At 67.9% G+C, this 18,261-nt stretch carries 17 protein-coding genes; 7 read left to right on the top strand and 10 right to left on the bottom strand.

Annotation, left to right across the window (positions count from 1 at the left end; genetic code table 11):
• Nucleotides 1-19 precede the first annotated feature (19 nt).
• Nucleotides 20-721, bottom strand: coding sequence for an Imm52 family immunity protein (locus EV649_RS30350; RefSeq protein WP_130387017.1), 702 nt, complete (start codon nucleotides 719-721; stop codon nucleotides 20-22).
• Nucleotides 722-792: 71 nt separating this feature from the next.
• Here EV649_RS30350 and EV649_RS30345 point away from each other — a divergent pair, with 71 nt between their 5' ends.
• A complete protein-coding gene (locus EV649_RS30345; protein WP_130387016.1) occupies nucleotides 793-1,773 on the top strand; it encodes a GNAT family N-acetyltransferase in 981 nt (326 codons plus the stop codon).
• Here EV649_RS30345 and EV649_RS30340 read toward each other — a convergent pair.
• Nucleotides 1,762-3,240 (bottom strand): MFS transporter, encoded by a 1,479-nt coding sequence (locus EV649_RS30340; protein WP_130387015.1) that lies wholly within the window; start codon nucleotides 3,238-3,240, stop codon nucleotides 1,762-1,764. The genes EV649_RS30345 and EV649_RS30340 overlap by 12 nt on opposite strands.
• Nucleotides 3,241-3,362: 122 nt before the next feature.
• Here EV649_RS30340 and EV649_RS30335 point away from each other — a divergent pair, with 122 nt between their 5' ends.
• A complete protein-coding gene (locus EV649_RS30335) occupies nucleotides 3,363-3,941 on the top strand; it encodes a TetR/AcrR family transcriptional regulator (RefSeq protein ID WP_130387014.1) in 579 nt (192 codons plus the stop codon).
• On the opposite strand, the gene EV649_RS30330 is transcribed toward EV649_RS30335, so the two are convergent.
• Both EV649_RS30330 and EV649_RS30325 read right to left on the bottom strand, forming a co-directional pair.
• Entirely contained in the window at nucleotides 3,922-4,440 is a 519-nt protein-coding gene (locus EV649_RS30330) for a dTDP-4-dehydrorhamnose 3,5-epimerase family protein (protein WP_130387013.1), read from the bottom strand. The two genes, EV649_RS30335 and EV649_RS30330, sit on opposite strands and share 20 nt — an antisense overlap.
• Nucleotides 4,437-5,642: a DUF2786 domain-containing protein gene (locus tag EV649_RS30325; RefSeq protein WP_241998826.1), complete on the bottom strand. Its 1,206-nt coding sequence runs from the start codon at nucleotides 5,640-5,642 to the stop codon at nucleotides 4,437-4,439. The genes EV649_RS30330 and EV649_RS30325 overlap by 4 nt, the downstream gene beginning before the upstream one ends.
• Before the next feature lie 166 nt (nucleotides 5,643-5,808).
• Here EV649_RS30325 and EV649_RS30320 point away from each other — a divergent pair, with 166 nt between their 5' ends.
• Nucleotides 5,809-7,200: an FAD-binding oxidoreductase gene (locus EV649_RS30320; protein ID WP_130387012.1), complete on the top strand. Its 1,392-nt coding sequence runs from the start codon at nucleotides 5,809-5,811 to the stop codon at nucleotides 7,198-7,200.
• Here EV649_RS30320 and EV649_RS30315 read toward each other — a convergent pair.
• Genes EV649_RS30315 through EV649_RS30300 form a run of 4 tightly spaced genes read right to left on the bottom strand, consistent with a single transcriptional unit; the run spans nucleotide 7,197 to nucleotide 9,624 of the window.
• On the bottom strand, nucleotides 7,197-7,946 hold the full coding sequence (locus EV649_RS30315) for an SDR family NAD(P)-dependent oxidoreductase (protein WP_130387011.1): 750 nt from the start codon (nucleotides 7,944-7,946) through the stop codon (nucleotides 7,197-7,199). The two genes, EV649_RS30320 and EV649_RS30315, sit on opposite strands and share 4 nt — an antisense overlap.
• Nucleotides 7,939-9,180 (bottom strand): AMP-binding protein, encoded by a 1,242-nt coding sequence (locus EV649_RS30310; protein ID WP_130387010.1) that lies wholly within the window; start codon nucleotides 9,178-9,180, stop codon nucleotides 7,939-7,941. Before EV649_RS30310 ends, EV649_RS30315 begins: the two co-directional genes overlap by 8 nt.
• Entirely contained in the window at nucleotides 9,177-9,392 is a 216-nt protein-coding gene (locus EV649_RS30305) for an acyl carrier protein (RefSeq protein WP_238154955.1), read from the bottom strand. Before EV649_RS30305 ends, EV649_RS30310 begins: the two co-directional genes overlap by 4 nt.
• Nucleotides 9,385-9,624: a hypothetical protein gene (locus EV649_RS30300; RefSeq protein WP_130387008.1), complete on the bottom strand. Its 240-nt coding sequence runs from the start codon at nucleotides 9,622-9,624 to the stop codon at nucleotides 9,385-9,387. Before EV649_RS30300 ends, EV649_RS30305 begins: the two co-directional genes overlap by 8 nt.
• Before the next feature lie 115 nt (nucleotides 9,625-9,739).
• Between EV649_RS30300 and EV649_RS30295 the strand changes: the two genes are divergently transcribed.
• Nucleotides 9,740-12,178, top strand: coding sequence for a hypothetical protein (locus EV649_RS30295; protein WP_198682767.1), 2,439 nt, complete (start codon nucleotides 9,740-9,742; stop codon nucleotides 12,176-12,178).
• A 9-nt stretch (nucleotides 12,179-12,187) separates the two neighbouring features.
• On the opposite strand, the gene EV649_RS30290 is transcribed toward EV649_RS30295, so the two are convergent.
• Nucleotides 12,188-13,462 carry a DUF4143 domain-containing protein gene (locus EV649_RS30290; RefSeq protein WP_130387007.1) on the bottom strand — a complete coding sequence of 425 codons (1,275 nt, stop codon included), beginning with the start codon at nucleotides 13,460-13,462 and terminating at the stop codon, nucleotides 12,188-12,190.
• Nucleotides 13,463-13,535: 73 nt separating this feature from the next.
• Nucleotides 13,536-15,110 carry a family 10 glycosylhydrolase gene (locus EV649_RS30285; protein ID WP_130387006.1) on the bottom strand — a complete coding sequence of 525 codons (1,575 nt, stop codon included), beginning with the start codon at nucleotides 15,108-15,110 and terminating at the stop codon, nucleotides 13,536-13,538.
• 84 nt (nucleotides 15,111-15,194) lie between these two features.
• Between EV649_RS30285 and EV649_RS30280 the strand changes: the two genes are divergently transcribed.
• The 3 genes from EV649_RS30280 to EV649_RS30270 all read left to right on the top strand — a co-directional run bounded on the left by EV649_RS30280 (nucleotide 15,195) and on the right by EV649_RS30270 (nucleotide 18,231).
• Complete coding sequence (locus EV649_RS30280; RefSeq protein WP_130387005.1) at nucleotides 15,195-15,701, top strand: GNAT family N-acetyltransferase; 507 nt, start codon at nucleotides 15,195-15,197, stop codon at nucleotides 15,699-15,701.
• Entirely contained in the window at nucleotides 15,698-16,747 is a 1,050-nt protein-coding gene (gene pseI, locus EV649_RS30275) for a pseudaminic acid synthase (RefSeq protein ID WP_130387004.1), read from the top strand. The genes EV649_RS30280 and pseI overlap by 4 nt, the downstream gene beginning before the upstream one ends.
• A 131-nt stretch (nucleotides 16,748-16,878) precedes the next feature.
• Nucleotides 16,879-18,231: a class I SAM-dependent methyltransferase gene (locus EV649_RS30270; RefSeq protein ID WP_241998824.1), complete on the top strand. Its 1,353-nt coding sequence runs from the start codon at nucleotides 16,879-16,881 to the stop codon at nucleotides 18,229-18,231.
• The last annotated feature ends 30 nt before the right edge of the window (nucleotides 18,232-18,261 follow it).

Genomic DNA, 18,261 nt, shown 5'->3' with positions numbered 1-18,261 from the left:
ATGCTGTCGAGCGCGAAGCTCAGAACTTGCTGCGAGAAGTCGGCGTCGGCGAGAAGGCGGCGCTGAGCCTGAGGACCTTTGCGAGCTCGCTGACCTTGTCCACAGGCAGGAGGCCATCGCTCTCGCCCGAGCCGATCATGACACCGCCGTTCTCAATCCTCAGCAGGTGCTTCTCCAAACCATCCGGCAAGACCTGCGCCCTCCCCTCAGAGACGTAGCTCAGGTATCCGACCTTTGGACCTGGCTTTCCAGCAGGCTGCACCTCGGCAAGCGCGTCCATGAGGGACCTCGACGTCACAGCGGCCCAGTCCGGATCCCAAACCGAGACAAGCCGGCGCAGTATCGGGTCAGCGAGCACCGCCGCATCCACCCCACGCCACCTGACCATGAAGCCGTTCTGCACATTCGGGGAGTCAGAATATCCCCCGACACTCATCGTGATCGCAGCCTGCTCGAGTCGCTGACCGCGCGCCCTGTAGGACTGACTGATCCCGAGATGTGCAGCGTCTGTATTTTCCCGGAACGCGTCAGATATCACCCGCAGTGCGTTTACTCGCTCGGCAATCGACTGTCCCGGCAGGCTGTGAGAGACCCACGGAATACGCTCCCCCACGACGTCATCCAGAGTCGTCAGGAACGCAACCAGCTTGTCGGCGACCCGGTCCGGCGACTGCCTCGGACCCCAAAATCCGCGTGCGATCACTGCGTCGTCCACGGTCATCAGACGGTCAGCGTACTCCGCGGCCGGTAATTGGAGTGCTGGCTGGTACGTCGACGCCGTACCTTCGAGGCATGAGCTGGCCGGAGGGGATCGAAGCGCGTCCGATGGACAAGGGCGACGTCGACGCGTGGGCGGCGTTGCTGTCGGCCGCGGAGAAGGTCGACCAGGAGGGCGAACACTTCAGCGCGGAGGATCTCGCCGAACAGCTGGACCGCCCGAATCTCGACCTGCCCAGGAACAGCATCAGCCTGTGGGCCGACGAGCGGATGATCGGCTACGGCATCGCCCACATCTCGCCGTCCGTGGTGGACGTCGACCGGGTGCGCGCCCAGGGCACCATCGACCCGGAGTTCCGCCGGCGTGGCCTGGGTACGACGCTGATGCGCTGGCTGATCCAGCGCGCCGGCGAGCTGCACGCCGCCACCCATCCAGACTTTCCCGGCCAGGTCGGCGCCGGCGCGGTCAGCAACAACGTCAGCGCGATCAGCCTGCTGGAGAGCCTGGGCTTCAAGGCAGAGCGGTTCTTCTTCGACATGCGACGGTCGCTCGACCAGGCGGTGCCCGAAGCGTCGATCTCCGACGGACTGCGGCTGACGCCGTACGACCCGTCGTACGAGGAAGCCTTGCGGCTGGCCCACTTCGAGGCCTTCTCCGACCACTGGGGCTGGGCGCCGCCGGACCCGGAGGTCTGGCGATCCCGGAACGTCGGATCGCGGGCGTTCCGTGCCGCGCAGTCGTACCTGGTGCTGGACGGTGAGACCGTCGCGGCGTACGTCAACGGCTACGAGTGGGAGGCGGACACCGAGGCGACCGGCGTCCGGGAGCTGTACATCGGCCAGGTCGGCACGCGGCGCGCGTACCGCGGCCGGGGTCTGGCCCGCGCAACGATCGCGAAGGTGCTGACCGAGGCCGCACAGGCCGGCTACCAGCGGGCTGGGCTCGGCGTCGACGCCGACAACCCGACTGGTGCGCTCGGCCTGTACGAGAACCTCGGTTTCATCACTCACAACAAGTTCACCAGCTACGCGCTGCCCATCCCGTCAGACGTGTGAGTCCACGACTGTTGGGGTCTCGACCGGCTCCGGTGCGCCGCGGAACCATTTCCACGGCTGGACCGTGAACACGATCATCGCCAGGCTCACCGCGGCGTAGACCAGCGCTCCGACGAACGCGGCGTGGACGCCGTCGACCAGCACCTCCCGGGGGATCGTCGACGTCGAGTTGCGGCTCGCCGTACCGAAGATCGTGACCAGGATGCCCAGGCCGAGCGCGCCACCGACCTGCTGGACAACGTTCAGCATGCCGGACGCGGCCCCCGCGTCCTCAGGCGCGACGCCCGAGATGGCCCTGCCGACGAGCGGGATGAAGATCATCCCGGCGCCCGCGCCGAAGAGCAGCAGCGGACCGACCACGTCGTGCAGGTACGTGCTGTGCGACCCGAGCCGGGTCAGCCAGACCGTGCCGAGCGCGACCAGCGTGGAACCGATCAGCATCAGCTTGGCCCCGTCGACCCGGGCTACCAGCTTCGGCACGATGCGCGACGCGGTGAACAGCAGACCGGTGAGCGGCAGGAAGGCCAGACCGGCCGTGAGCGGGCTCAGCGCGAGCACGCCCTGCAGGTACTGCGTCAGGAAGAAGAACATCCCGAACATCGTGCCGACCACCAGCAGCATGGTCAGGTACGACGCCGACCGCTGAGCGGACTTGAACAGCCGCAGCGGGACGATCGGGTGGCTCACCCGGCGCTCGATCAGAACGAACGACACGAGCAGCACCACACCTGCCGCGAACGCGACCAGCACCTCGGGCGACGACCAGCCGACGTCGGCGACCCGGATGAACCCGTACACCAGCGACGTGATGCCGAGCGTCGAGGTGAGCGCGCCGGCCACGTCGAACCGGCCGGTCTCCGGCTCGGTCTCGGTCAGCACCTGCCGGGCCGCGAAGACCAGGCCGATACCGATCGGGACATTGATGAACAGGCCCCAGCGCCAGGACGCCCAGTCCGTCAGCATGCCCCCGAGCACCAGGCCGACGCTGCCGCCGCCGGACGAGATCAGGCTGTAGTAGCCGAGTGCCTTCATCCGCTCGGGGCCTTCGCGGAAGGTGAGCATGAGCAGGGTCAGAGCTGCCGGCGCCGCGATCGCGCCGCCGATGCCCTGCAGGACCCGTGCGGCGAGCAGTAGTTCCGCATTCGGCGCGAGACCGCCGAGCAGCGAGGCGAACGTGAAGACGATGACACCGGTGATGAACACCCGGCGACGACCGAGCAGGTCACCGGCGCGGGCGCCGAGCAGGAGCAGACCGCCGAACGCGAGCGCGTAGGCGTTCTGCACCCACGACAGGCTCGACGGACTGAAGTGCAGGGACTGCTGGATGTGGGGCATGGCGATGTTCACGACGGTGGCGTCGAGGATCACCATCAACTGGGTGACCAGGATGACTGCAAGAACTACCCCCGGCCGCCGTCCGGGCGTGCCAGAGGTGGCGCCGGCCGGCGCCGCGGCTGATGCCGACATATTGCTCCTTACCCCTGAGGGGCTACAGTTGAGACAGAAAGCGGAGCGCTCCTCCGGATACGATACGGAGGCATCCTCCGCTTTGCAAGCGATAATGTTGGGCGGAGTTGCGAGGAGGCTGGATGGCGCCACAACCTTTGCCGTGCGCACGGCCGACCCGTGCGGACGCGGCCCGGAACTACGACCGCCTGGTGACGGCCGCCCGGGAGACGTTCGCGGAGCACGGCACCGACACCTCACTCGAGGAGATCGCCCGCCGGGCCGGCGTCGGCATCGGCACGCTGTACCGCCGGTTCCCGAGCCGGACCGCGCTGCTCGAGGCGGTCTACGTCGACGAGATCCAGTCCGTCTGCGACCGCGCGTACGACTTCGACCGGGAGCTGGAGCCGTTCGACGCACTGGCGGCGTGGCTGCGCAGCTTCCTCGGGTACGGACTGTCCAAGGGCAGCCTGGCCAGCGAACTGACCGTTGCGCTGGGCAAGGAATCGCCGTTCTTCCAGATCTGCAAGGCGAACGTGCAGGAGGCCGGGCATCTCCTCCTGGACAAGGCGAAGGCGGCCGGTGAGGTCCGGGACGACCTGGAGCTGGCCGACGTGATGCGGCTGGTCGGCGGCATCAACATGGGCCGCGACATCGAGCCGAAGCAGGCGAATCGCCTGCTGGACATCGTGCTCTGCGGACTCAGGCCCGCTGCCTCCTGAGCGCTGCCAGCGAAGGGTTCCCGGCGTCCCGCTCGGTGTACTTGAGCTGCTCGAGCGGCCACGCGATCGCCAGCTCCGGATCGAACAGGTCCACAGTGATCCGCTCCGGCGACCAGTGCTCGTTCACGAGGAAGTTGTACGTCGTGTGCGGCGTCAGCGTGCAGAACGAGTTCCCGACACCACGGGGCACGTAGAGCGCATCCGACGTACCGAGCTCGAACGTCTCCGCCTGGCCGAAGCCGTCGCCGGAGCGGAGGTCGACGATCGCGGCGAACACCCGCCCGGACGACGGCGACAGGTACTTGTCCCAGGGCTCCGCGTGGATCCCGCGGACGATCCCGGCCGCCTCGAAGTGCGCGACGTTGTGCTGCACAACCTCCATCCCGAGCTCGGCCAGCTTCTCGCGGTGGAAGTTCTCCTTGAACCATCCGTCGTCGTTCGGCTGCACGTCCAGCTCGATCCGCAGTACGCCGGGGATTGCGGTCTCCTCGATCTTCACCGGCGTACCTGCCTGCGCCCCTCGAGCTGCGCCTGATTGGCTGCGGTCACGCCAGCGTTCCACCCGGCGCCGTTGGTGATGCGAGTCCGCCGGGTAGTCGTGTTCGGGAACAGCTGGGTGAACAACGCGTCCACCTGCTCCTCGCGCTTGGCCAGCACCGGCAGCAGACGGTCCGCAGCCGCTTCGGGTACGGCGGCCTGGGTCGCGGCAGCGGTCTGCTCCAAGCGTTCGCCGATCCGTTGCGCGTAGGCCATCAGGAACGACTGCCGGAACGATCGCGTCCGGGACTCACCCCGGTGGCCGATGTGTTTGCCAGCAGCAAGCATCGCGCGATTCGCCTGCACCAGCAGGGATGTGCTGAGGATCTCGGTGTGTTGGAGGTCAACTTCGGCGCCGACGATGGTGACGACGGCCAGCTCGTCGATCACGACGGTGCGGCACCGATTCGCCGCAGCGACCGCGCCGACCAGCTGTGCCTTGGCCGAGACGTACGGCGTCTCGACCCACAACCGGCGCCCCGCGGAATCGTCCGGGATCTCCACCTCTGCGTCCAGGAGGGCACTGTCCAGAGAGAACTTGGCCATCAGCTCCTGCGCCTTACCGGACAGAGCCTCCGCCTCGTCCGGGAACTCGGTCGCCTCCGCCTTCGCGAGCAGACCGCGGATCCGCGCCAGCATCTTCCCGTTCGCCGGTACGGCGGGCTGCGTGCGGCGGACCGTCGTACCGGGTAAGGGGTAGAGCCGGGCCACGACCGGCAGGGTCTGGAGGAAGCCGGCCAGGGACAGGGCGTGATGCAGCGTGAGGTAGCGGCCGACGCGGGCGCCGGCCGCCCAAGCGGTCAGGCTCAGCTCGGTGAAGGGCTGCGGCACGCCGAGATCTGTCAGCTGGCCGAGCCAGCGAGGGTCGATGGTGGCCGGACGGTAACCGCGGTGTTCAGCCGAGATCGCTGCCAGCAGCAACGGCTCGACGCCCGCATCCAGTGTGCGGCGGCCGTGCTGGACCACATCGGTCGGCGCCCAGCCACGCTCCCAGGCGGTACGGAGCAGACCGGTGAGGAACGCCTGCACGCACCGATCCACCTGCGCCTGGTCGCGCTCGTCGTACGCACCCAGCTGGGCCAGGTGCGCGTCGGCGCGATCGTCACGCACAGCAACGACGGCAGCCGTGATCGGCAACAACCGCAGGATTTCCTGGTCACTCACGCCGTCGAGTCTGACACCCACCGAAGTTCCCGCCCAAAACGGGAATCCACCCCCTTGTGGATAACCCCGCGACTCCCGACAGTAACTCAAGACAGCGCACGAACGACTGCTGTCAACAGGGGGTCAGGCACCGAGCCTGACGGCATCACATCGGGGAGGGGAAGCAATGACTCAACTTGCGGAAACCGGATTCGACGCGTTACGCGCGACCCTGGAGGGGCTTGCGCTGCGGCCGGGTGAAGAGGGGTACGACGACGCGCGGCGGCTCTGGAACGCCGAACACGACCGCCGTCCGGCGGTGATCGTGCGGCCACGGTCGGCCGCGGACGTGCAGGCCGCGGTCCGCTACGCGGTCGCCGAGGGCTTGGAGATCGCTGTCCGCGGAGGCGCGCACAGCATGGCCGGGCTGTCGTCGGTGGACGACGGTCTGATGATCGACCTGAGCCTGTTGAACCAGGTGTCGGTGGATCCCGAGGCCCGCCGGGCGCGTGCCGCCGGTGGTGCGCTGCTCGGGGATCTCGACGCCGCGACGCAGGAGTACGGTCTCGCCGTACCGGCCGGCATCGTCAGCCACACAGGAGTCGGCGGGCTGGTGCTCGGCGGCGGCATGGGTCTACTGACCCGGCTGCACGGGCTCAGCATCGACAATCTGGAGTCGGTCCAGATCGTCACCGCGGACGGCAGCATTCTGCGCGCGGCCGAGGATGAGAACGCGGATCTGTTCTGGGCCGTCCGCGGCGGAGGCGGCAACTTCGGCGTCGTCACCGAGTTCGAGTTCCGGTTGCACCCGGCCGGGCCGATGGTGAACTACGGCATCGCGTTCTGGGGCGCGGAGCAGGGCGTCGAACTGTTCCGGGCCGCCCGCGAGGTGATCCCGGCACTGCCGCGCGAGGTGAACGTGGTGATCGCCGGCCTGAACGCGCCGCCGGCACCGTTCGTCCCCGAAGAGCACCACTTCAAGGTCGGATACGCGCTCATCGCGGTCGGATTCGGGTCGCCCGAGCAGCACGCCGAGGCGATGCGGCAACTGCGCGGGACGCTGCCGCCGCCGCTGTTCGAGTTCACGACGCCGATGCCGTACGTCGCCGTACAGCAGTCGATCGACGAGCCGAACGCATGGGGAATGTGCCGCTACGAGAAGGGCGCCTACCTCGAGACGCTGACCGACGAGGCGATCGACGTGATCACCGAGCAGTTCCCGCAGAAAACGTCGCCGCTGTCGGTCACGATGTTCTACCACCTCGACCACGGCTACTTGGAGACGGCGGACGACGCGACCGCGTTCAGCGGGCAGCGCACCGAGCGCTACGCGGTGTTCATGATCGCAACGACGCCGGTCCGCGAGGCGCTCGAGGCTGAACGCACGTGGGTGCGGACGTTCTGGGACGCCCTGCAGCCGCACACCATCAACATCGGCAGCTACGTGAACGGTATGACCGAGCCCGACGAGGCCCGCATCCGGGCGTCGTACGGCGACAAGTACGACCGGCTCCGCGAGATCAAGCAGAAGTACGACCCGGACAACGTCTTCCACCGCAACCAGAACATCAGGCCCTAGATCGAAGCGGCGCCGTCCACGACCAGCACCTGGCCGTTGAGGTTCGTGTTCTCCAGCAGGAGCATGCGGACGACCGGAAGTACGTCCTCCGGCTCGGTCAGGTGGCCGGTCGGCGTGCGGCGGACGATCTGGTCGAGCTGGGTCTGGCCGAGGACTGCGGACATCTCCGAGGCGAAGAACCCCGGGGCGACGGCGTTGGCGAGGATGCGGCCACCGAGTTCACGAGCCAGTGAACGGGTGGCCGCGTCCATGCCGCCCTTGGTCGCCGAGTACGCGACCAGGCCGGGGTAGCCGCGTTGCGCGCAGATCGAGGTGATGTTGACGATCCGGCCCTTCAGGCCCTTCGCCAGCATCCGGCGCAATACGAAGCGGGTGAGGATCAGCGGCGAGGTCAGGTTCGTCTGGATGATCTCGGCCAGGTGGTCGGCCGAGGTGTGGACGTGCAGCGAGTCCTGCCCGATCGCCGCATTGTTGACCAAGGCATCGATCGGGCCGAGCCTGCTCTCGACCGCCTTGACGAACGCCTGCCCGGCCGCGCTGTCGTTGACGTCGACCGAGCCGTAGTGCAGGTGGTTCGGGTACTTCTCACCGAGCGCGGTCAGCTCCGGTGTGACGGTACGGGCGAACGCGGCGACCTTGATACCGGCCGCGAGCAGGTCGGTGACGATCGCCAGACCGAGACCGCGGGAACCGCCGGACACCAGCACGACCGAGGCCGGCGGGACGACACTGGGGGCTTCAGACATCGCTCTTCAGGGTTTCCTTCTGCGGGATCTGGTCGAGGAACTTGATCCGCCGCGGTACGCCGTAGTCCGGCAACCGGGTCGAACACCACTGGACCAGGTCGGCGTCCGTGATCGGGCCGAGCGACCGGTTCGGGACCACCTCGGCCGCAACCATCCGGCCGACCAACGGCGCCTTGCGGGCGAAGACGCGCGCCCAGGACACGCCCGGGTGGCCCATCAGCACGTTGCGGACCACACCGGCCGAGACCTTGGACCCGCCGACGTTGATCTCGTCGGTGTCCAGGCGACCGGTGATCAGCACCCGGTCCCCGTCGTACTCGATCCGGTCGCCGGTGTGGACCGCACCGATCTGACCGGCGCCGTGGTGCGGTGAGCGGATGACGAGCTCGTCGCCGTCGACGCTCAGGACCGGGCGTTCCGGGTGGGGGTCGCGATCGAGCCAGGCCTTGGGGAACCCGGCCTTGCCGTCGTGCACCACGATCGAGGCGCCGACCTCCGAGGACGCGTAGATCCAGGAGATCCGCGTCGTCGGGAAGATCTCCCGGAGCTGGTCGAGGATCGCCTGGTCGACGGGCTCGCCGCCGAGCGTGATCTGCTCCAGCGGTACGTCGGCGAGCGCGTCGGCGTCGCGGTAGATCGCCTGCCGCCAGAATGTCGGCGTACCGGAGGCGGCCGTGACGCCGTGCTCGGTGGCGATCTTCGGCCATTCCTCGAGTTCGCTCGGCTCGATCACGACCAGACCCTGATCGGCCTGGGTGAGTGAGAGCGTGACGACCTGCCACCAGGCGTAGGTCCCCGGCGAGTACGGCAGCAGCCAGGTGCGCGGCGGTTGATCGGCGGTGACGGTGGTCAGGGACTCCAGGGTGTGGCCGATGCGCTTCGGGCGGCCGGTGGAGCCGGAAGTGAGCAGCCAGGCGCGGCCGGACTCCTCGACCCGCTTCAGCCGCGGGAGAGTGATTGCCCCATCGGGCAGGACGACCGCGAAACCGGACTCGCCCAGTTCCTCCCGCATGCGCTCGTCGACGCGGGACTCGGTCGCGACCAGTAGCTCGGTGCCATGCACCGCGTGGTGGCGGAGGGCGGCGAGCGCGTCGGCGCCGTTGTCGACCAGTACGGCCGCGGGTGACGGCAGTTGCGGCAGTTTGCGCAGCGTCCGCCAGGTCAGGCGCTTGCCTGCGACGACGACGGTGTTGTCGTCGCCGATCAAGGCGGTGGTCCGGCGCCGCGTGTTCACGCCGACTGGAGTTGCTCGATGAAGTCCAGTACGTCGCCGACCGTCGCGATCCGGCGCAGCCCAGGGGCATCGAAGTTCAGCTCGTCACCGAGTTCGTCCTCCACCCGGAGGGCCAGCTCGGAGAAGTCCAGCGATCGGAACCCGATCTCGCGCAGGTCCGCCGTGTCCTCGGCCGGCAATGCCCGGCCCTGGGCCGTCATCACCTCACCCATCAACTCCCTGACCCGACTCCGATCCACCGAACTCATAAGTCCGAAGCCTAGCGTCCCCCACCGGGGCGGTGTCCGGGTCCGGTCCGTTCCCGCGACGACGTACCCGCGCATTCAGGCGTTTGATTCGGCTGCTGATCTCCCAGCCGATCAGGGCGATCACCGGGCTCGCGGCGGCGAGTGCCGCCAGCAGGACCTCCTCCACCGGCAGGCCGGCGATGTGCTGCACGACCATCGAACCTCCCGAACGCTGCGGGGGCTGGGAGATTACTGAGTGTAAATGCGAAGTTCGTGGCAGTAAACGGCTCACCGGCCACGAGGGCGACTCGTCGGACTCATACACTTTGCCGGTGATCAGACCGGGGAAGCGGCGGGCGGCCGGGCGCGGCAAGCGAACCGCGGCCTTGGTGAGCTTGCCTGTGCTGCCGTTGGCCTGGTTCGTTGCGCTGCAGGAGCACCCGCCGTGGATGCCGGCCGCGTACCTCGCCTACCTGCTGATCGTGATCGTCGTACCGGGCACGATGTTCTGGCGGCGACTGACCGGCGGTGTCGGCTGGTTGTCCGCGGACGTGATCCTGGGTACGGCGTTCGGGCTGGCCGTCGAGGCGCTGCTCTACCCGCTCGGGATGCTGTTCAAGATGCCGTTCGCGGCGTTGCTGATGCCGGCGCTGGCGCTCGGGATGTGGCGCGCGCTGCCGCGTCGCAAACTGCCGGAGCGGCCGACGCCGTGGTGGTCGCTGGCCGGGATGATGGTCGCGGTCGGGGTCGCGGCCGCCTGGTTCGTCCGGGTCGGCTCGCAGCTCATTCCGCTCGACGGATCGAACGCGCTGCGGCCGAATTCGGACGCTCCACACAATCTCGCGCTGGCCGGTGAGGTCACGCACCACTTCCCGCCGAAGGTCCCGTACGCCGATGGCGGGTGGCTGACGAGCCATTGGGCGGCGTACGACCACATCGCGTCCACGCACTGGATCACCAGCGTGCCGCTCGACGTACTGACGCATCGAATGGCGCCGTTCACCTGGATCCTGCTGACCGTTCTGGGCGCGGCCGCGGTCGGCATGCTGCTGACCGGTCGTGCCGTCGCCGCTCCGATCGCTGCCGGGCTCGTGGTGGCCGGTGGCGACCTGGTGGCTTGGCCGTGGGCCGTGTCGGACCGGGTGTTCGCGGACGGGCTGTTCTCGCTCGGTGGGCTGACGAATCCGCCGCAGGCGTTCTCGACGGTGCTGTTGCTGCCGTTGATCGCGGTGACGGCGTTGCTGTTGCGACGACGGGCCGGGACGACGCGGGCCGAGTTGTTCCGGCTGTTTGTCGCGGCGGGTGTGCTGGTTGCCGCGTTGGCGTTGACGAAGGCGACGACGCTGCCGGTGTACGCGACGGGGCTCGCGGTCGCTTGGATCTATCTGACGGTCCGCGCAGGTCGACTGAACCTGCGTGCGCTGGTGCTCGGCGTCGGCGTTGCGGCGGCCTATACCTTGACGTTCTTCTTCGTCCTGCGGGGCGCGGCGTCGAGTGTCCGGTTCGATCCGGGCGCGACGTTCGAGAGTCTCGCGGACCGGATGGGTGGTGGGTCCGCGGTCGCGGTGATCGCGGTCGTGGTCGTCGTCGGGTGGGTCATGCCCCTGGTCGGCGCGTTGCTGATCAAGCGGCGGGTGGCCCGGGATCCGATGGTGGTGTTCCTGGTGTTCGGGTTCGTGGCGGCGGTGCTGGGCGCGTCGTTGCTGGCCGATCGTGGGGACACCCAACTGTTCTTCGTGCGGACCGGGTTCCTGTTCGGCGTACTGCTCGCGACCTGGGGGCTGGGTTCGCTCGAGCGCCGGCAGTACTGGGTCGCCGGGATCGCGATCGCGATCGGCGTCGCAGCGATCTACTGGGGCCGCTACCGATCGCCTCGTTCTTGTACGACGGCCAACTGCTTCGGGCAGGGCCTCACGGTCGCGCTCGTGATCGCAGTACTCGGGATCGGCGTATTCGGGCTGGTCCTGCGCGGTTCCCGACGTACCTGGGCTGTGATCGCAATCGCGGTGCTGGTCGGTACGACGGTGTCGCCGACGGTGGCGTCCGTACGGCGGTTCGCGAACCCGCCTCTGACGTCCTACGAGTCGATCGCACCGGGCGGGATCGAGGCGGCGCGCTTCATCCGGCGGAACTCGGGCTCGAACGACCGGATCGCCACGAACGTCCACTGCCACCAGCCGCGGGCGTCGCACTGCCAGACGGGTTCGTACTGGATCTCCGGGTACGCCGAACGCCGCGTACTCGTGGAGGGCTGGGCCTACCGGACGCGGGTCGACGACACCTACCCCGCGGGCGTGCAGGGACCGTACTGGAACCAGGACGAGCTGCGGCTGAACGACGAAGTGTTCAGCAACCCGAGCCGCCAGTTGATCGAGACGCTGCGGACGACGTACGGCGTCCAATGGCTACTGCTCGACGAGCGCGTCAGCGCCCCGCCGAAGAACCTGGACAAACTGACCGAACTCCGCTTCCAGCTGGGAACCGTCCGCGTCTACCAGATCTACCCGCCGCCCCCGGAGAACCCGTTCCCCACAAGAACGCCGTCCCCCACAGGCACCCCAACCCCCGGCTTCCCGACCGAGACGCCAGGCTCCCCGTCGAGCACGCCTAGCTTCCCGACCGGCACGCAGTTCCCCAGCCAGTCGACCCAACCCGTCCCGACCGGCCCACCACCAACCAGCACCACGCCGACGTTCCCCACCAGCCCGACGTTCCCCACGAGCCCCGTCCCGACGCAGCTCACCACCACGCCGGGCTTGAAGAGCCCCTAGTCCCTTGACTCAGGGGCCGAGCAAGGCCGCGGGGACGACCGCTATGCCGTCTTGGCGGCGGTAGGCGTCGGTACCGGTGCAGATCACCACCGCGTCCACAAGATCCTCACCGATCTCGGATCGCAGCCAGAGCAGGTGCTTCACATCGTCGTCGGTCACGTAGGGCGCGAGCTTCACCTCGATCGCCAGCACCCGGTGGTCGGCGCGTTCGACGATCAGATCCACCTCGTGATCACCGTTCCTGGTCCTCAGGTGCCGTACGACGGCCTCGGCAGCCTGTGCGTACACCCGTACATCGAGGGTGACCAGCGACTCGAAGAGCTGCCCGAGCAGAACGCCGTCCCTGATCCGTTGATGCCCCTTGACCGCATTGTCCAGCAAGGCGGTCACGCCAACGCCGAGCAGCGCCGCCGCCAGCGCCGGATCCGCGAGATGGTGCTTCGGAGACGAGGCGGCACGGCTGAGCCGGTTCCTGGTCGGCAACCAGGCCTCAACGGGATCCAGTAACCACAACTGGCTGAGTACGTCGCGGTACGCCATGGTCGTCGTCTTCGCGGGCTTGTCGACGTCTCCCGCGGTCGCGGCGTCAAGGATCGCGTTGTACGAAGCTGTTGTGGCAGTCGCTGCCGCGTACGCAGCCAGCCAGGCCCGCAGCGTCGCCGGCCGTCGCACCAGATACCCCTGCTCGGGAAAGTCCCGCTCGACGATTCGATCGAGGTACCCCGCGAGCTGTGCGCGTCGGGGCCTGTCGGTGAGTTGCCGGATGCCAGGAAAGCCTGACCGGACGATCTCTTCGGTGTAGTCCGTCAGGTGCATGTTCGTGGTGCCTTGCACCGCCTCCCGGCGACCGGTCAGCAGGCTCCGAAAGCTGACAGTGGGCGATTCGACCCCACGCTCGGACAGTGACATCGGGCGCATCCGCAAGCGGACGATCCGGCCCGCGCCGGAATGTGTCGGCGCGTTGACCGGGCTCGCACTGCCGGTCAGCAGGAAGCGGCCCGGCGTAACGTCTCGGTCGACGCTACGCCGAACCTGGTCCCATACCTGTGGATGCAGTTGCCATTCGTCGAGCAGCACGGGCGGCTCGGCGCGATCCAACCGATCAGGCTCGGCGTCGAGCAGCAGCCTCCGGGCCGGATCGTCCAACGCGTACACCGTCCGTGCCCGCCGAGCCGCCGTCGCGGTTTTTCCGACCCCCTTGGGCCCGTCCAGCGTGACCGCGGGAAGCCCGGCGAGCAGTTCGTCCAACTCTGCGTCGACAACGCGTTCCAGGTACTCATCCACTCACCCAACCTACCATTAGCAGGGATCAAACACTGCCATCAGCAGGCGTTCTACACTACCGTTAGCAGGATACTCAGCGGAGGGTGACCGCGGGGATGGGGATGCTTTGGTTGGCGAGGCGGTCCAGGGCGGTTACCGAGTAGATGTACGCCGTGCCCGGGGTGGCCGTGGTGTCTGTATAGGACTGCGCGGCGCCGGTGGAGCGGACCGTGGCGACCAGGTTGCGGGCGTCGTTGTCGGGGCAGTGGTCTCCGCCGCGGAGCTCCCGGCGGTAGATCGCGTACGACGTGGTGTCCTGCGACGTCCTGGACCAGTTGACCTGTACGCCGTCACTCGTCCGCGTCGCGTGGACCGCATGCACCGGAAGCGGCGCTCGCGAGTCGAGGGCGGGCATCGCGGGGATCAGCGCCGGCCGCGTGTACCAGGTGTTGTTGAGGAGCGTGGTCGCCCCGAGCCGGTCCGCGCGGACGTCCTTCGCGGAGAAGTAGATGTTGCCCTTCACCTCGGGGATCGTGCTGTCGAACGCCAGGTGGTCGCTCAGCTCGGCCGGGTCCGACCAGTCCGGCGACTGCGTCGACGTACCGACCTTGTACGTCGCCTCGCCGATGTAGAGGTGCACGTGCGTACCGCGGACCTGCTCCGCCCACCACGGCACGATCTTGTTGTAGTCCGCCGGCGCGAACCCACCGGCCCAGTACACCTGCGGGACGATGTAGTCGATCCAATCTTCGCGGACCCACTTGCGGGTGTCCGCCGCGAGGTCGTCGTACGTCTGCACGCCGGCCGTGGTGTCGGTGCCCTCCGGGTCGGTCGCCTTGTTGCGCCAGACGGCGAACGGCGAGATGCCGAACTTCACCCACGGCTTGGCCGCGTGGATCTTCTGGTTCAGCTCTTGGATCAGCAGGTCGATGTTGTTCCGCCGCCAGTCGGCGAGGTTCGAGAAGCCGCCGCCGTACTGCGCGTACGTCGCGGCGTCGTCGAAGACCTGACCGGCCACCGGGTACGGGTAGAAGTAGTCGTCGAAGTGCACGCCGTCGATGTCGTAGTTCGAGACCGCGTCCATGATCGCGTCCTCGACCAGCTTGCGAGCGGCCGGGATGCCGGGGTTGTAGTAGAGCTTCCCGCCGTACGTGACCACCCAGTCCGGGTGCTGCCGCGCCGGATGCGTCGGGAGCAGGCCGTTGATGTTGGTGTCCATCGAGAGCCGGTACGGGTTGAACCACGCGTGCAGCTCGAGGTTCCGCTTGTGCGCCTCGGCGACCGCGAAGGCCAGCGGGTCGTAGCCGGGGTCGCCACCCTGTACGCCGGTCAGATACTTCGACCAGGGCTCCACCTTGGACGGCCAGAAGGCGTCCGCGGTCGGACGGACCTGCAGGATGACCGCGTTGTGGTTCTGCCGCACCGCGTCGTCGAGCCAGCCGATCAGCTCGGACTGCTGCTGCGCGGCGCTCAGACCGGTCTTCGACGGCCAGTCGATGTTCACCACCGACGCGACCCAGCTCGCCCGGAACTGCCGGAGCGGCGTAGACGCGTTCGGCGCACACGTCTGCAGATCGTCCGCCTCCGCGGCGGACGCCGTACCGGTCAGCCCGCCCATCAACAGCCCCGCCGTCACGCCCAGGACACCCATCGCTCGCCAGACTCTCATGTCACTCTCCGACCGTCATTCAAGGTGAAGTCGAAAGATGTTTACACATCAAGGCACCTCAAGAGAAGGCGCTAGGTTAAGAGCATGCTGCGCGCCGCGACCGAAGACGATGTCGACACGATCCGGCGGTTGCGAAATCAGCAGGCGAACCGTGACGTCAGCATCACCTCACACGAGATCACCGCCGACGAGCACGCGGCGTGGTGGGCGAAGACCTCGGCCGATCCCAGCCGCCGGGTGCTGATCTACGAGCGGGACGGCATCGCCGGGGTGGTGAACTTCTTCGACCTCGACGGGACCACCGGCGCGTGGGGGTTCTTCCTCGACGCGGACGGGCTCGCGGAGCGCGGCGAGACGCTGCCGGCGTGGATCGAGATCATGCGCGAGGCCACGGCGTACGCGTTCGACGAACTCGGCCTCGAGGTGCTCACCGGCGAGGTCCTCGAACACAACACCGTGGTCCGGCAGATGAACCGGCGGTTCCGGTTCGCCGAAGGCACGCCGGAGACGCTGTACGCCGGCGGACGCGAGATCACCGTGATTCCGATCAGCCTGCGCAAGCAGGACCGTAGAACCCAGGGGAAAGTATGAGCACCATCGAGATCGGCGGCGTCAACGTCGGGCCGGACCACCAGCCGTTCGTCATCGCGGAGATGTCCGGGAACCACAACGGCGACCTGGAGCGGGCGCTGGACATCGTCCGCGCGGTCGCCGAGTCCGGTGCGCAGGCATTGAAGCTGCAGACGTACACGGCGGCCACGATGACGCTCGACCTCGACCTACCGGCGTTCCGGCTGCCGGCGGAGCACGAGCTGTGGAGCGAGGCGCGGCTCTACGACCTGTACGAGGAGGCGCACACGCCGTGGGCCTGGCACGAGCCGATCTTCGAGCTCGCGAAGTCCCTCGGCCTGGTCGCGTTCTCGTCCGCGTTCGACAGCACCGCGATCGACTTCCTGGAGAAGCTCGACGTCCCGGCGTACAAGGTCGCGTCGAACGAGATCGGCGACCTCCCACTGGTCCGCGGCATGGCGGAGACCGGGAAGCCGATCATCATCTCCACCGGGTCGGCGACCCTCACCGACATCGACGCCGCGGTGCGCGCGGCCCGGTCGACCGGTAACGAGCAGATCATCGTGCTGTCGTGTACGGCGAGTTACCCGGCGCCACCTGAGCAGTCCAATCTGCGCGGCATCCCGGTCCTTCGCGACGCCCTCGGCGTACAGGTCGGCCTGTCCGATCACACGATGGGGATCGGCGCAGCGGTGGCCGCGGTCGCGCTCGGTGCGACGGTGATCGAGAAGCACGTGACGCTGAAGCGCGTCGACGGCGGCGTCGACTCGGCGTTCTCGCTCGAACCTTGGGAGCTGGAACTGCTCGTCGAGAGCACGCGCGTCGCCCAACTGTCGCTCGGCGAACCGGTCATCGGCCCGAAACAAGCAGAACAGAACGTCCTCCGCTTCCGCCGCTCCCTCTTCGTCACCCAGGACGTCCGCGCCGGCGACCTCATCACCTTCGAAAACGTCCGCTCCATCCGCCCCGCCGGCGGCCTGGCTCCCGACCTGTTCACCCAGGTCGAAGGCCGCCCCTTCCGCACCGACGCCAAGGCCGGCACCCCTCTCACCTGGGACCTGCTCTGATGTACCTGCTGTTCCCTGGGCGGCATCATGTGCTGACCCGGTTTCAGGGTCAGTTTCTCAAGCAGTTTGCGGACCGGACCGTGGTGTGGGCGGTGACGTCGGCTAATCATCGGACGACCAAGCGGAATCCGGTGGCGTTTGATCGGCGGGAGGCGGCGATCGAGCGGTTCAGTGTGGCGGAGGGGATCCGGTCGCTGGTGGTCGGGGTGGTCGATACGCCGCCGACGGACGAGTTCGCCGAGGTGACGGTGAAGGCGATCGAGGCCGGTACCGACGATCTTGTGCGGTTGACGCCGGAGAACACGGTCGTGGCGTGCTCGACGCCCGAGGTGAGCAAGCTGTACGAGCAGCTCGGGTACTCCGTGATCGGCGTCGAGCCCGAGGGTACGACGCGGCCGTGGGACGTGCTGCTGATGATTGCTGCAGGCAACGAGCAGTGGAAGGAGCTCACGCACCCGGCGACCGTGGACGTGTTCGAGAGGTACGCCCTGGACGCGCACGTCGCGCGCTGCGTGAACGACCCGGTGGTCGGTGACGACGGCGGACTGACCACGACCCGCGACTACAAGACGTACGCCGACGCGTTCGAGACCGCCGCGGACCGGAAATGGCTGCAGATCAAGGACTTCGTGCATCCGGGACGGATCCTCGACATCGGTTGCGCGACTGGTGCGACCCTGCAACTCGTCGACCGCGACCCACGTTTCCACGAGTCGGATCTGATCGGCGTGGAGGTCGCGCGGCACCTGTTCGCCGAATGCGAGCACAAGAAGGAACAGGGCCTCTTCAGCAACCCGAACGTCTACTTCTACCAGCGCAACATGCTCGGATCCGCGGTCTTCCCGGCGCGCTCGATCGACACCACGCTGACGCTCGCGCTCACCCATGAGATCTGGTCGTACGCCGACGGTTCGCGGCCCGATACGGTCCAGCGGTTCGCCGACGCGCTCTACGCGCACACGGCTCCGAACGGTGTCTGGATCAACTCCGACGTCTGCGGCCCCGACGAGCCCGACCGACCCGTCGTACTGCGGCTGGCCGACAGCGACGGCGAGAACCCGGACGACATCACGGAGCTCGAGTCCCTGGACGACCCCGCGTCGTACGTCGGCAAGCTGTCGACGCGGGCGCGCTTCTTCCAGTTCGCCCACGATTTCCGGCGGAACGCGAAAGTGCCGTTCGGGTACGACGTCCGCGCCGACGGACTGGTGCTGCGGCTCGCCGACGCGATGGACTTCCTCACTCGGAAGGACTACGTCGACAACTGGCTGAGCGAGACCCACGAACAGTTCTGCGGCCTGAACTTCGCCGGCTGGACCGCCGTCGCCGAACGCGCCGGCTTCACCATCGACCCGTCCTCGACCGCCTGGCGCAACGACTGGGTCGTCGACAACCGCATCACCCCAGTCGCCTCCATCACCACCCCCGACGGCGACCCCATCGACTGGCCAGTCACCCACCAACTAATGATCGCCCGCCGCTGACCCGCCAACCGCCCCGAGCCCCCCAACCTC

Source organism: Kribbella sp. VKM Ac-2569, assembly GCF_004216905.1.
Lineage (GTDB): Bacteria > Actinomycetota > Actinomycetes > Propionibacteriales > Kribbellaceae > Kribbella.
The sequence above is the reverse complement of the archived record's forward strand: the minus strand, read 5'-3'. Positions and strand labels throughout refer to the sequence as shown.